Source organism: Rhizorhapis suberifaciens (assembly GCF_014200045.1).
GTDB lineage: Bacteria > Pseudomonadota > Alphaproteobacteria > Sphingomonadales > Sphingomonadaceae > Rhizorhapis > Rhizorhapis suberifaciens.
This window is the reverse complement of sequence record NZ_JACHOV010000011.1, coordinates 17676-30942: the sequence shown is the minus strand read 5'-3', so window position 1 is coordinate 30942 and position 13267 is coordinate 17676. Positions and strand designations below refer to the sequence as shown.

Below are 13267 nucleotides of genomic sequence, written 5' to 3'. Positions count from 1 at the left end.
AGCCATGGTCGCCATCAGCCGTCAGACTGTAGCCGACGAAATCAAGCGCCAGCAGGCGTTGACCCAGGAAATCGCAAAAGCGCAAATTTCCGTTTCCTCCAAAAAGAGACTGAACGCGCCATCCGACGATGTTCATGCCTGGGTCGAGATATCGGAAATCGGCAGGATGCAGTCGAGCTATGCCGCGTGGACGCAGAATATCGGTTATGGCGTGAGCCGATCCGAAAAGGCGCTGACCAACCTCCAGCAGATCAATTCGCTAATGATACAAGCCAAGGATTTGCTGTTGCAAGCCTCGTCCAGCCCTACTGGCGACAGCGGGCGAGCCGCGATAGCCGAAGAACTGAAGTCCGTGCGCGAAGCGGTGGCAGAAATGCTGAATGAAACGGATTACCAGGGCATACCGGTATTTGACGACACAACGACCGTGAAAATTCCGGTAGGCCGTGGCATCCAGTTGGAAGCTGTGGGCACTCGGCAAGCCATAGGCGAAGGCATTGACGTTGAGGGCACCGCAATGACCCTGGACGACATTTTGGGATCTGCGATAACAGCCGTGTCTACCGGCGATGACGCCGACCGGGAGACAGCACTGAAGGCCTTGGGCTTTGGACTGGACCATGTCATACAGGAACAGGCGAAGCAGGGTATCCGGTCGGAACGGCTGTCATCTATTGCGGATCGCGTGCAAGACATAGTGCTGACGTTGAAGGAACGGCGTTCCACCCTGGAGGATACGGACCTCACTGAAACCATCGCCAAGATGCAGCAAAATCTGCTGACGCTGGAGGCGGCGCAGTCGGCCTTCGCGCGGATCAACAGGCAGTCCTTGTTCGATCTGATTAGTTGAAGACATTCATAGCCTGAGATTTGTTGCGCAATTCGAGCTTAGTTCCAGACGTCGAACCAAGAAGATGGATAGGTTCCCGCTTTCGCGAGAATGATGATGCTGGATTTGTGGCGGGAATAGCCTCAGCACCGCATTTGCGAAGTTCCACTCCCTAAACCTTCGCCCTCTCCTGCCGTTCTCCCGCATGTCGGTCCGTATCTTCAGGGCCGGGACCAATTGGCACCAGCGCGGGGATCATCATGTTTGCAGGAATCGGGCTTGTCGTCCTTCTCGTCATGGTATTTGGCGGGTTTATCATCACTGGCGGCGACATCGGTCCGGTTCTTCATGCCCTGCCCCATGAAATGATGATCATTGGCGGCGCGGCCGTCGGTGCGCTGATCATCGGCAATAGCGGCGCCGATTTGAAAGCGCTGCTCGGCGGCGTGAAAAAGGTGTTCAAGGGTCCCCAATATAAAAAGCAAGATTTCCTGGATTGCATCTTCCTCGTTTCGCGCCTGATGAAGACGCTGCGCGTCGAAGGGCCGGTGGCTTTGGAGCCGCATATCGAGGATCCCAAATCTTCGGTCCTCTTTACGGAATATCCCCGGCTGCTGGCGGACAACACGCTGATCCACCTCATCTGCGACACATTGCGCTTGGTCGTCGTCTCGTCGGGGACGCTCGACCCGCATGCCGTGGAGGACGTGATGGACAACAGCCTGAAGACCCACCACCACGAAGCCATTCGCCCCGCCGACAATCTTCAGGGTCTTGCCGACGCGTTACCGGCACTTGGCATCGTCGCGGCGGTTCTGGGCGTCGTGAAGACCATGGGCTCTATCGACAAACCGCCCGAGATTCTGGGCGGCATGATCGGTTCGGCGCTGGTCGGCACCTTTCTTGGCGTTTTGCTGGCTTATGGCATGGTCAACCCGTTCGCCAACCGTTGCCGTTCAGTGATCGAAGCGGACGGCGCCATTTATCATGTGGTGAAGCAGATCATCATCGCCTCTTTGCATGGCCACCCGCAGCCCTTGGTGATCGAGGCGGCGCGGTCCAGCCTCAATCACGCGAACCAGCCGGCCTTTGCCGAGGTGTTCGACGGCATGCGGGGCAAATAAGCCATGGCTCAGCCATCCAAGAAGCGTGGTTCCAACGAGCCGGAACCACGGCCGATCATCGTCAAGAAGATTATCGTCGATGGCCATGGCGGCCATCATGGTGGCGCTTGGAAGGTCGCCTATGCCGATTTCGTGACGGCAATGATGGCTTTTTTCCTGTTGCTCTGGCTGCTGGGTGCGACCACCGAGCGACAAAGAAAGGCGCTTGCCGATTATTTCACCCCTACTTTGGTTGAAATGAAGCTGGAAAGCGCGGGTTCAAACGGCATGTTCGGCGGCGACAGCCTGGTTGCCAAGGACAGCTATCCCACAACGGGAGGCAAGGGTAATCGGTCCATCACCATTCCGCGCGACGCAACGGGTGTGAACGATGAAGGCGGCAAGGACATGAAGAGCCGGGACCGCGCGAAATTCGAAGAAATGAAGAAAGCGCTGGAAAAGCGCATGGCCAAGAACAAGGATATGCAGCGCCTGCGCAAGAATATCCGCTTCACCGAAACCCGCGAGGGCCTGCGCATCGACTTGATTGACGAAGCCGATTTCTCGATGTTCTCGCTTGCCACCGATCGGCTGTTGCCGCAAGCGCGGTCATTGGTTGCAGAGGTCGCTAAAGTCATTGAAACTATGCCCAATGACGTGATTGTCAGGGGCCACACGGACGCACTGCCCTATGCCGGCGGGCGAACCATGAATAACTGGATGCTTTCGACGGCACGGGCAGAAGCAACGCGGCGTGCACTGCACGAAAACGGCGTCCCGCTGTCCCGCTTCGCCCGGATTGAGGGCGTGGCCGATCGCGAACCCTATGCTCCGGAAAATGTTTATGATCCACGCAATCGCCGGATGTCCGTTACGCTTGCCTGGACCGGGAGCGCCGCCGCCAGCAAACAGGGTTCCGTCATGCTTCGCGACAAGCCGGAGGAGATTCGGAAACGCCCGCCGGGAAAACATCAACCAGTCCCACAAGCCGACAATCATGAACTCGGCGGCTCTGCCCTTCCCGAAGGCGTGGAATTGAAGAGCATCCGCTGAAGAAGGCGGCAATCTCTGTTTATTAATTTCATTGGTTTTTTCCGGAACCATTTCTTTTCACAAGGTGTTTCAGCCCGGTACGTCGTTAGGGATATGCTCGGTGGAGATCCCTGACGGGTCGCAGCCATGGGGCGACAGGTAAGGGATAGCCTGACGTCCCCTTTTTTGGTTGAAGAGCTAGGGCGTCGCGCCTTGTATGAGGATCGCTCGGTTTGCCCACCGAAGTCGAGAACGTTGCGCTATGTGTCTCGACTTTGCTCGACACGAAACGGGAAGTGGGTCAGATTTTCCGCACAGGCCTTTTAGGGTGTCATAGCAGCTTCGCGCTGCGCCAACCTGACTTCCGGCTGGGCATCCGCGCCGTCGGGCAACAGAAAATAGACTTTCTTTCGCCCAAAATCGACGGCCACTCGATCAAACCGCCGCAGTACGTCCATACCCAGCAACAGCGCAGGTTTTTCATGCAGTTCCAGCTGTTCAAAGGGGCTGGCGTCCGTGAATGCGACCGCCAGATTGTTGAGGCTGAAGCCGCCCACACGAACATTCCGGATGACGTTCCATCCGCCGACGATCGTCTCGCCGGTGACGCTGGTGATCTCGACCGGCCTTAAGGCATCGATTTTTCGTTTCTTCGTCAATTTCCGCAGCAGCGCCAGATTGCCGATGCTCTGGTCGGTTCCTGTATCAAGGATGACGTTGATCTTCTCTCCGTTCGCCTGCGAGTCGACCAGGATGAGTTGGCCAAAGCGGCTGCGCGCCCGGACGACGATAGCGTCGCCATAGTCCATCTCCACCGGCTCACGGCTATGGCTGATCTCCATTTTTTTCTTGCGAAAGTCGATGGTGAGCCGTTTCGATCCGAGCCCGTCCAGCCCCAACAATCCCGCCGCACCCAGATTGGCTTCCGCGAAGACGGGCGCCTGCACCATCGGCATTTCCCCATGGCCATAGGAAAGGCGCGGAATGGTGACGGTGTCGACCTGGCTTATTCCCGAGAGGCTGTTGATCCGTACCGGCTCATTGGGCTGCAGGGCGAGCTTAGCCGCCAATTCGCGCGATATGACGGTACGCTCGGCACCCGTATCTACAATGAATTCAAAGGGTCCCTTGCCATCGATATGAATGGGAAGCGTAATGCGGCTGCCACGATCCTGACCAGTCTCTATGGTCATTGAGTCTGCCAGAGGGTCAGGCATCGGTTGCGCGGTGGGAGCCGCCACAGAGCTACCGACGACCGCCAGCGATAGCGCCAGCCCCAAGGAGCCCGCGAGAAACGACCGTCTCATGACATCCGTCTCCTTCTTATGCAGGAGATATTAGCATTTGGGCGGATCAGCGGCAATCGTGACGAGCTTTATCTGGCCAACGTCAATCCTGCCGCATCGCCTCTGCCGCCAGCGCCTCCGCCTCGATCAGGAGTGCGTCATCAGTCGTGGATTGCGCCACATGCTCCCTGCCGATCAGGATCAATACCGGCACGGCGAGGGGACTGACGCGGGGCAAATCCATATGCAGCATCGTTCCAGAAGCCCGCTCCAACAGGTCCGCCAGGCGTCCGACATCGGTCATGCGGGCGCGGGCATCCTCCCAGGCCGCCTTCAGCAGCAAGTGGTCGGGCTCATATTTCCGCAAGACATCGTAAATGAGGTCTGTTGAGAACGTGACCTGCCGGCCCGTCTTTCGCTTGCCTGGATGCTGCCGCTCGACAAGGCCACTGATTACCGCAACGTCACGGAAGGCGCGCTTGAGGAGCGAACTTTTTTCCACCCATTCGACAAATTCATGCTCCAATATGTCGGCCGAAAACAGCGCCGCAGGATCGGTAACCGGCTTCAGGCTATAGACGCCCAGAGCGTAATCATTTGACACGAATCCGATGGGAAGCAGCCCTCGGTCCTCCATTCGGCGCGTGAGCAGCATGCCAAGCGACTGGTGAGCGTTCCATCCTTCAAAGCTGTAGGCCACCATATAATATCGGTCTTCATGCGGAAATGTTTCCACCAGGAGCTGCCCCGGCTGCGGCAGGCGCGAACGCCGCGCCTGCACCTCCAGCCATTCCCTGACATCAGAAGGAAAACGCTCCCACTGCGCGGGATCGCCCAGAAATGCGCGCACGCGCTTGGCGAGGTTGGTGGACATCGCCATGCGTGTGCCGCCCCAGCTGGGAATGCGTGCCGATTTGGCCGATGCACGGACGAGAAGGTCGGTCGCATGCATCCTGACGACTTCTAGCGAAAGTCCGGAAAAGAAGAAGCGGTCGCCGGGGGATAATGTGGCGGCAAAAGCTTCCTCCACCGTTCCCAGCTTCCTGCCATTGACGAAACGGACATCCAGAATGGGCTGGTCGACGATGATACCGGCATTCATGCGATATTGCAGAATAAACTTGGGATGGGATACCCGCCATAGCCCCTTGGCATCCTTGGTAAGCCGCCGAAAACGATCATAGGCACGAAGCGCATAGCCACCATTTTCGATGAAGCCGAGCACTTGCCGGAACGTCTCTTCGGCAAGGCTGCTATAAGGAAGCGCCGAACGCACTTCATCCAGCAGTTCCGCTTCATAAAATGGGGCGGCGCTTGCTATTCCCATGATGTGCTGTGCCAGCACGTCAAGACTGCCCGGGCGAAACAGGTCGGGATCGCGCTCGCCCGATTCCACAGCGTCGAGAGCGGCCCTTGCTTCTAGATATTCGAATCGGTTGCCAGGGATGATTATGGCTTCGCTCGGTTCATCCAGCCGATGGTTCGCGCGCCCGATCCGTTGCAACAAACGGGAACTGCCCTTTGGCGCCCCCATCTGGATCACGCAATCGACGTCCCCCCAGTCGACCCCCAGATCGAGCGAAGCGGTCGCTACCAATCCGCGCAGTTTTCCGGCGGCCATCGCAGCTTCGACCTTCCGCCGCGCTTCTCGGGACAGGCTGCCGTGATGAATGCCGATCGGCAGGCTCGTGTCATTCACCGCCCATAATTGCTGAAAGATCAACTCGGCCAAACCGCGCGTGTTGGCAAAGACCAGCGTCGTCTTCCGCCGCGCGATTTCAGCAATCACCTGGCGCGCGGCATAGACGGCGCTATGGCCGGACCAAGGGACAATCCCCTCCGGAAGCAGGATGGCGATGTGGGGCTCTGCTCCCGGATCGCCCAGTACTGGGGTAACAGCGTCAATGTCGCCATCAGGAGCCAGCCAGGCGCGATAGCTGTCCACGTCAGCCACAGTGGCGGATAGCGCGACGCGCCTTAGGCCCGGAGCAATGCGAGTCAGCCGGGCAAGCAACAGCGCAAGCAAATCACCGCGCTTTTGGGTGGCGAAGGCATGCACCTCATCGACGATCACTGTCGTCAGGTCGGCAAACATCCGAAAGCTGTCTTCGTGACTGAGCAGCAGCGCGAGCGACTCAGGAGTGGTCAGCAAGATCTGGGGCGGTCTGGCCCGCTGCCGCGCCTTGCGATCGGCAGGTGTATCGCCAGTGCGCGTTTCCACGCGAATGTCGAGCGCCATCTCGGCTATGGGCGTCAGAAGGTTACGCTGCACATCAACGGCGAGCGCCTTCAAGGGCGAAATATAGAGGGTGTGCAACCCTTCGGCGGGACGGGCGATGAGATCGGTAAGCACCGGCAAAAATCCGGCAAGAGTCTTTCCCGCCCCCGTCGGCGCGACCAACAGTGCGTGACGCCCCGCCCCCGCCGCCTCCAGCATTTGCAGCTGATGCCGACGCACCGTCCATTTGCGGTCCTCGAACCACTTTAGCAGGATGGAAGGCAGACCGCTGTTGGGCATGAAGCGGATCTAATGTGTTTCGCTACGAAGCCAAGCGAGTTCCAACACAACCCAGTCGCTTACCGATCGTCCTGTTCCTCACGCGCGATCTGTTCGTGCATTCGACGGGTGGCGCGCTCCGTATGTTCAATACCCCGCTTGCCGCCACGGGTGCGATTCCGCACGATGGCATAAATCAGGACCAGTCCCAGCAGGATGGGGCCCAGGATCGTCAATAATGCCCAAAGGCCGCCCATTTCACTCTCCATTATTACCATTGCGATAGGGCAACAACGAACAGACGAGGGAAGCTATCCGAAAAAAAGCCGCCCCGAAGGGCGGCGTGAAAGTTTTAGGAGAGGATGCCTGAAAGGCAGGTTCCTTGTGCACTGCAATAAATGTTTTCGCAAGAACAAAATGCACTTCTTTTTAGAAAATGTCATTTTTCCCCATCTGACACGGTAGATGCCGTTCCAATTTCCGGACATCCGGCTTCCGGCTACTTTTCGTTCAGTCCCAATTAATATTGTCTGAATCCAAAGGGTTTGGCTGAACCATGAACCAAAACCTCCTTAGGTCAGCCCCTGCAGTTCACAACGATGACCAAAAAAAAGCCGCCCCGAAGGGCGGCATAAAGTTTTAGGAGAGGATGCCTGAAAGGCAGGTTCCTTGTGCAGCGCAGCAGCTATATTTGCAATTGCGAAATAAGGATGCCGGTTTGCACAAAATGCAACTGAGCGATTTACGCTAGGGAATACTGCCTTCCGGAATTTAAAAATAAGGTGATTGCTCAATGACTCGCCTGCGCTCCACGCTTTAATCCCGACAAAGCCAGCTGGCCGTCGATCTGGGCCATGAGCCGTTCGAGTCCGGCTTCATCCTTTGCTTCGGCCCTGGCGACCAGCACGTCCTGTGTGTTGGATGCCCGAAGCAGCCACCAGCCATCGGCCGTGTTGACCCGCGCGCCGTCCGTGTCATTCACCTGCGCCCCATCCGCCTTCAGCCGCGCCAGAACCTCGTCTATCACGGCAAATTTGCGGCTTTCATCCACTTGAAACCGCATTTCGGGCGTATTCACCATGGCAGGCATGCTGCCGCGCAGTTCGGTCACGCTCTTGCCCAAGGTAGTAGCAGCTCGGATCAACCGCACCGCCGCATAGATGGCATCGTCAAAGCCATAATATTGATGCTTAAAGAAGATGTGCCCGCTCATTTCGCCAGCGAGCGGGCTACCGGTTTCCTTCATTTTGGACTTGATAAGGCTGTGACCTGTCTTCCACATCAACGGGGCGCCGCCCAGCTCGGATATCCGGTCATAGAGCGCTTGACTGGCCTTCACATCGGCAATGATCGTCGCCCCAGGCACCTCTTTCAGGACCGGCTCCGCCAGGATCGACAGAAGCTGGTCGCCCCAGATGATCCGCCCTTCGCCGTCGATCGCGCCTATGCGATCGCCGTCGCCATCAAAGGCTAGTCCAAAGTCGAGGTTCTTTTCCGCGACAAGCGCCCGAAGGTCGGCCAGATTCTTCTCTTCAGTGGGGTCAGGGTGATGATTGGGGAAATTTCCATCCACATCGGTGAAAAGCAGATGATGCTCTCCCGGGAGCAGCTTGACGAGCTTCTCCACAACTGGTCCCGCCGCACCATTGCCGGCGTCCCAGCCGACACGATAGGCGGCTCCGTCAAAATCCTGGACAAGCCGCTCGACATAGCGGTTCATGATATCGACGCTTTCCGATCCCGCCGTACCTTCGACCCAATCGCCGGCCGCGGCCATTTGCCCCAGTTTCTGAATGTCGGCGCCGAAAAATGGACCGTGCTGAAACACCATTTTGAAGCCATTATAATTGGCGGGATTATGGCTGCCGGTTATCTGGATGCCGCCATCAACGTCCAGCACCGCTTCGGCATAATATAGCATCGGCGTCGGCCCCATTCCGACTCGCACAGCATGCACGCCGCTGGCGTTCAGCCCCTCGACCAGTGCATCTTCCAGGGTAGGGGAGCTTAGACGCCCGTCATAACCAATGGCCACCCGGCTACCCCCCGCCCGCACGATCAGCGTGCCAAATCCTCGGCCAATGGCATAGGCATCCCTTTCGGTCAGCGTTTCTCCCACTATGCCCCGAATGTCATATTCGCGGAGGGAAGTAGGATGGAAATTGTGGGTCATGCTCTGTCCTTCTGATTTTCATATTCCCGCGGGGCAGGAAACTGGGGGTCAAGATCAAGAGAGACTCCCAAATTCCTGGTTTCGCAGGAGCACCAATTGGATCAACTGCTTATTAGTGGCACCTATTTTTCGCCATGATGACGCAACAGCACGTCGCGTGCCGCATTGATCCTGCCGGCCAATGCTTCTGTGCCGCCCCGGTCAGGATGGGTTAACGCTATAAGCCGGCGATATGCCGCCTGGATTTCGTCCGGATCGGCGCTTTCGTCAACGCCCAGCAAGGCGCGCGCCTCGGCCACGTCCATGGCAACGGGAGTCGCTTCTGAAACTCTTGCTTTGGGTTCCGGTCGATTGAAGCGCCACAAAGCGTAAAGTCCGGTCAGCAACGCTGGAGCGACACCCAGCAGGGGCCTGCCCTTAGCCAACAGTACAAGGCCAAGAACGCCCATCGCAATGGCCATCGCATCTTGTCCGGTGATCCGTTTCAGCCGGCCTGTCCACCACATCCAGCCCAGAAGGGCGATGACGGCAAGGGCAATCGGACCCATTAGAAGACGCCATGCTCCACGGCCATGGGAAGAGAAAGACCGGACACCATTTCCCGCAATTCCTGCCGCGCGGCGATATGGCTGACGCCCAGTTCGCCCAAATGCCCCTTGTCCAGAAGAGTGAGGCCGGACGGAAAGAGTTCCCGATAGATAACGCGTTCGGACAGGCCCGGAATAACCCGAAAACCGACGCGTTTGGAGAGTTCCGTCAGGGCCTCTCCCACCCGGCGCATATTACGCGCCTCGATATGTTGGAGGCGGTTGCGCAACAGCACCCAGTCTATAGTTACCCCGTCGGCCTTGGCGCGGGTCTTTCGGGCTTCCCAGATCAGCTCGGAATAGAAACTCAGCTTCCGAACCTTGAAATTTTCTGGATCCACCTGACCAATCAAGTCAAAATCGACGAAACTGTCGTTCATTGGCGTCACCAGCGTGTGCGCTCGAGCCGCCATATATTTGGCGAAGCGATCATCGCGTCCGGGCGTATCGACAACCAGGAAATCCATTCCCTGCTCCAGCGATTCGACGCGCTGCTCAAGCTCCGCCAGCACATCGCCTTCATGCACGGCATATACAGGTGTCGGCAGGACGATCTGCCGCCGTCGGGCAGTTTCCTCGCGATTTTCCAAATAGCGGGTCACGGTGCGCTGCCGGGGATCGAGATCCAGAACGGCCACTCTATGCCCTTGCATAGTCAGTGCAACGGCAACATGCACGGCCGTTGTCGACTTGCCGGTGCCCCCTTTTTCATTGGCGAACACGATATAATGCGGCTGTCCGTTCGGCATCATCCCGGCTCTTCCCCCCATTGCGCTACCCAATCGATTCGCGATCTTGATCCTGTCATCTTGTCGCTGCATAGCAACATGAACAGGCATAAATCGCCCTTATCGGAGCCTTGATCAACGTGCAAATCATCCGTGAACTTGCGCTCCTTAGGGAAGCGGTCGGGATCCTGAGAAACGGAGGCCGCAAGCGGATCGCGCTTGTGCCCACCATGGGCGCCCTCCATGACGGGCATCTCGCATTGATTGATGAGGCCCGGACGCACGCCGATCATGTCATTGCCTCGATCTTCGTTAATCCAAAGCAGTTTGGCGCGAATGAGGATCTGGACAGCTATCCCCGTCGCGAGGCGACCGACGCCAAATTACTGACGGATCGGGGTTGCGACGTGCTTTGGTGTCCGACGGTCGATGAAGTCTATCCCGACGGTTTTGCCACAACTATTTCTGTAAGCGGCATAAGCGAGGGCCTTTGCGGTGGCGCTCGGCCGGGCCATTTCGACGGCGTTGCCACGGTCGTCGCCAAACTGTTCAACCAGGTTCAACCTGACGTGGCCATATTTGGCGAAAAGGACTATCAGCAACTGGCCGTGATCCGCCGCATGGCGCGGGATCTTGATTTCAACATCGACATCATCGGTGTGCCGACTCAGCGAGATACGGACGGATTGGCTCTGTCTTCCCGCAATACTTACCTGACCGATGAGGAACGCAAAGCGGCCCATGCGCTGCCCAGAGCCCTTGGTCAGGCCGCAGCGCGCATTGAAAAGGGCGGCGACGTTGCTGAAGCACTGGACAAAGCGAAAGCGGCGCTGGCGGCGGCGGGCTTCGATCCCATCGACTATGTGGAATTACGGGATGCAGTTACGCTGAAGCCTGTATCGAACGCGAAACAACCGGCGCGGCTGCTCGCTGCGGCAAAGATCGGTCAAACAAGACTGATTGATAACATCGAAGTAAAACGGAAATGATTTTCAGCCCGTGACATGCGAATAATTGCGTTTTATCGCATGGTGTCTACGCCATTAACCATTTCTTCACGGGCGTGCATCAAAAGTCGACCCTGACGAGAACCGATGGGGTTGAATGTCATGGGTAACAGTTTCAAGAGCGCTGCGTTCCTTATTGAAAGCCGGCTTGCCGATGCGGCCCGGGGCGATCCCAATGCTTATTTCGAGCTCGGCATCGCCTATTCTTCCGGCTCCGGTCGTGAAGTCGACCTGATCCAGGCGCATAAATGGTTCAATCTCGCCGCCCTTGCAGGCAGCGAGGAAGGGCAGGCATGCCGTGCGGAGATTTCCGAAGAAATGTCCGCCCGCGAAGTCGCCGAAGCCCAAAAGCAGGCACGAGCTTGGCTGCACGAAATTGGCAGACGCGCGGCCTGAGCGTCAGCGCAATTAGCGTTCGGACATCCTGTCGCGTAGCCGGTTTTCCTGGTCCTGAAGCTCCGGAGTCAGGATATCGCCGAAGTCGGCGGCTTCGAACACCGGCCGGATTTCTATTTCACTGGGGCCGGGCATTGGATTGGGGCAACGTTTCGCCCATTCGACCGCTTCGGCCATATCCTTGACCTCCCACAGCCAGAAGCCGGCGACCAGTTCGCCGGTTGCCGCGAAGGGACCGTCAATCACGGTGCGGTTAGGCCCGTCGAAGGCCACCCTTTTGCCTTTTGAGGAAGGATGCAGGCCTTCGCCAGCCAGCATTATACCGGAATTGACCAGCTCCTCATTATATTTGCCCATTGCCTCCAGCAGTTCAGTAGAGGGCATCTGGCCCGCTTCGCTGTCCTTCGTCGCTTTCACCAGAACCATAACGCGCATCGCCTAGTCTCCTTCGTCAAGAGAAGGCCGCTCATGTTTTCCTGAACGGCGTTCTTTCCCCCAGCCATTCCCGTTCCTGCGCCGCCGCCTCTCGTTCGCGAACCAAGAAATCCTCGACCGCCTGCCGAAAGCCGGAATCAGCGATATAATGCGCGGAATATGTGGGCACCGGGGCGTAGCCGCGAGCCAGTTTATGGCCGCCCTGCGCGCCCGCCTCCACTGTCTTCAATCCTCTGGCGATCGCCACGTCTATGGCTTGATAATAGCATAGCTCGAAGTGCAGGAACGGTACATCCTCCATGCAGCCCCAATAGCGGCCGTAAAGCGTTTCAGAACCGATCATATTGAGCGCGCCGGCGATCGGCCGCCCGTTCCGTAGCGCCAGGATCAGCAAGATCCGATCGGCCATCCGTTCGCCCAGCAGGGAAAAGCAGGAGCGGGTCAGATAGGGCCGGCCCCATTTGCGCGACCCGGTGTCCTGATAGAATTCCCAGAAAATATCCCAGTGGGCCTCGCTTATGTCACTGCCAGTAAGGTGCAGGATGTCGAGACCCTTGATCGCCGCCGCCCGTTCCTTGCGGATGTCCTTCCGCTTGCGGCTGGACAAGTCGGCAAGAAAATCATCGAAACTGGCATAATCCCGGTTAATCCAATGGAATTGGCTGTCCTCCCTGATCATCCAGCCGGACCTCTCGAACAGCGGAAGTTGCGCGGGTTCCACAAATGTGGCGTGGGCGGACGATAGGCCATTCTGTTCCACGACCATTGATGCCGCCGATAGCAAAGCAGGCGCCAGTCTGGTATCGCGCAGCAGCAACCTTGGCCCTGGCACCGGCGAAAAGGGCGATGCGATCTGCAGTTTGGGATAATAGCTTCCGCCCGCTCGCTCATAGGCGTCAGCCCAAGCATGATCGAATATATATTCGCCCTGACTGTGGCTCTTCAAATAAGCCGGTAGAGCCGCCGCAAGCCGGCCGTCGGATCCGACGATGACGATCGGCGTGGATTTCCACCCAGTGCCGGGTCCCACGCTGCCCGAATCTTCAAGCGCACTCAAGAAATCGTGCGAGACAAAGGGATTGCCGCTACCAGCACAGGCGTCCCACTCCTCTTTGGGCAGCGCCGCCACCCCATCTGCAATGCGGGCGGTGATACTTTGCGGATCGCGATCAGCCATGAAGCATTCGCTCCGAG

The 13267-nt window shown here is 57.9% G+C and carries 12 protein-coding genes and 1 pseudogene; 5 read left to right on the top strand and 8 right to left on the bottom strand.

Annotation, left to right across the window (positions count from 1 at the left end; genetic code table 11):
* Window positions 1–4 precede the first annotated feature (4 nt).
* The 3 genes from HNQ99_RS13555 (at window position 5) to HNQ99_RS13545 (ending at window position 2985) form a co-directional block, all read left to right on the top strand.
* Complete coding sequence (locus tag HNQ99_RS13555; protein ID WP_184476555.1) at window positions 5–850, top strand: flagellin; 846 nt, start codon at window positions 5–7, stop codon at window positions 848–850.
* A gap of 239 nt (window positions 851–1089) precedes the next feature.
* Window positions 1090–1953: a flagellar motor stator protein MotA gene (motA, locus tag HNQ99_RS13550; RefSeq protein WP_184476553.1), complete on the top strand. Its 864-nt coding sequence runs from the start codon at window positions 1090–1092 to the stop codon at window positions 1951–1953.
* Window positions 1954–1956: 3 nt separating this feature from the next.
* Window positions 1957–2985 (top strand): flagellar motor protein MotB, encoded by a 1029-nt coding sequence (locus HNQ99_RS13545; protein WP_184476551.1) that lies wholly within the window; start codon window positions 1957–1959, stop codon window positions 2983–2985.
* A gap of 302 nt (window positions 2986–3287) precedes the next feature.
* Here the strand turns inward: HNQ99_RS13545 and HNQ99_RS13540 are convergent, their stop codons facing one another.
* The 6 genes from HNQ99_RS13540 to HNQ99_RS13515 form a co-directional block, all read right to left on the bottom strand.
* A complete protein-coding gene (locus tag HNQ99_RS13540; protein ID WP_184476549.1) occupies window positions 3288–4271 on the bottom strand; it encodes a retroviral-like aspartic protease family protein in 984 nt (327 codons plus the stop codon).
* A gap of 82 nt (window positions 4272–4353) precedes the next feature.
* Complete coding sequence (locus HNQ99_RS13535) at window positions 4354–6768, bottom strand: ligase-associated DNA damage response DEXH box helicase (protein ID WP_184476547.1); 2415 nt, start codon at window positions 6766–6768, stop codon at window positions 4354–4356.
* A 59-nt stretch (window positions 6769–6827) separates the two neighbouring features.
* Window positions 6828–7004 carry a hypothetical protein gene (locus tag HNQ99_RS13530; RefSeq protein ID WP_184476545.1) on the bottom strand — a complete coding sequence of 59 codons (177 nt, stop codon included), beginning with the start codon at window positions 7002–7004 and terminating at the stop codon, window positions 6828–6830.
* Window positions 7005–7537: 533 nt separating this feature from the next.
* Window positions 7538–8920, bottom strand: coding sequence for a phosphoglucomutase/phosphomannomutase PgmG (pgmG, locus tag HNQ99_RS13525; RefSeq protein ID WP_184476543.1), 1383 nt, complete (start codon window positions 8918–8920; stop codon window positions 7538–7540).
* Window positions 8921–9042: 122 nt separating this feature from the next.
* A complete protein-coding gene (locus tag HNQ99_RS13520) occupies window positions 9043–9468 on the bottom strand; it encodes a J domain-containing protein (protein WP_184476541.1) in 426 nt (141 codons plus the stop codon).
* Window positions 9468–10256, bottom strand: a complete 789-nt coding sequence (locus HNQ99_RS13515) for a division plane positioning ATPase MipZ (protein ID WP_184476755.1) — start codon at window positions 10254–10256, stop codon at window positions 9468–9470. Before HNQ99_RS13515 ends, HNQ99_RS13520 begins: the two co-directional genes overlap by 1 nt.
* Before the next feature lie 119 nt (window positions 10257–10375).
* On the opposite strand from HNQ99_RS13515, the gene panC reads away from it, so the two are divergent.
* Window positions 10376–11224: a pantoate--beta-alanine ligase gene (gene panC, locus HNQ99_RS13510; protein ID WP_184476539.1), complete on the top strand. Its 849-nt coding sequence runs from the start codon at window positions 10376–10378 to the stop codon at window positions 11222–11224.
* Between the two features lie 120 nt (window positions 11225–11344).
* Complete coding sequence (locus tag HNQ99_RS13505; protein WP_184476537.1) at window positions 11345–11638, top strand: sel1 repeat family protein; 294 nt, start codon at window positions 11345–11347, stop codon at window positions 11636–11638.
* Window positions 11639–11722: 84 nt separating this feature from the next.
* Here the strand turns inward: HNQ99_RS13505 and HNQ99_RS13500 are convergent.
* Together HNQ99_RS13500 and HNQ99_RS13495 are read right to left on the bottom strand one after the other, a co-directional pair.
* A pseudogene (locus HNQ99_RS13500) lies at window positions 11723–12073 on the bottom strand (YciI family protein); the annotation flags it as partial.
* 31 nt (window positions 12074–12104) lie between these two features.
* Window positions 12105–13250 carry a GNAT family N-acetyltransferase gene (locus tag HNQ99_RS13495; protein WP_184476533.1) on the bottom strand — a complete coding sequence of 382 codons (1146 nt, stop codon included), beginning with the start codon at window positions 13248–13250 and terminating at the stop codon, window positions 12105–12107.
* Window positions 13251–13267 lie beyond the last annotated feature (17 nt).

Bases quoted from the DNA above. Each gene is read 5' to 3' on its own strand.
- HNQ99_RS13555 (WP_184476555.1), top strand. From the start codon at position 5: ATGGTCGCCATCAGCCGTCAGACTGTAGCCGACGAAATCAAGCGCCAG.
- motA (WP_184476553.1), top strand. From the start codon at position 1,090: ATGTTTGCAGGAATCGGGCTTGTCGTCCTTCTCGTCATGGTATTTGGC.
- HNQ99_RS13545 (WP_184476551.1), top strand. From the start codon at position 1,957: ATGGCTCAGCCATCCAAGAAGCGTGGTTCCAACGAGCCGGAACCACGG.
- HNQ99_RS13540 (WP_184476549.1), bottom strand. From the start codon at position 4,271: ATGAGACGGTCGTTTCTCGCGGGCTCCTTGGGGCTGGCGCTATCGCTG.
- HNQ99_RS13535 (WP_184476547.1), bottom strand. From the start codon at position 6,768: ATGCCCAACAGCGGTCTGCCTTCCATCCTGCTAAAGTGGTTCGAGGAC.
- HNQ99_RS13530 (WP_184476545.1), bottom strand. From the start codon at position 7,004: ATGGGCGGCCTTTGGGCATTATTGACGATCCTGGGCCCCATCCTGCTG.
- pgmG (WP_184476543.1), bottom strand. From the start codon at position 8,920: ATGACCCACAATTTCCATCCTACTTCCCTCCGCGAATATGACATTCGG.
- HNQ99_RS13520 (WP_184476541.1), bottom strand. From the start codon at position 9,468: ATGGGTCCGATTGCCCTTGCCGTCATCGCCCTTCTGGGCTGGATGTGG.
- HNQ99_RS13515 (WP_184476755.1), bottom strand. From the start codon at position 10,256: ATGCCGAACGGACAGCCGCATTATATCGTGTTCGCCAATGAAAAAGGG.
- HNQ99_RS13505 (WP_184476537.1), top strand. From the start codon at position 11,345: ATGGGTAACAGTTTCAAGAGCGCTGCGTTCCTTATTGAAAGCCGGCTT.
- HNQ99_RS13495 (WP_184476533.1), bottom strand. From the start codon at position 13,250: ATGGCTGATCGCGATCCGCAAAGTATCACCGCCCGCATTGCAGATGGG.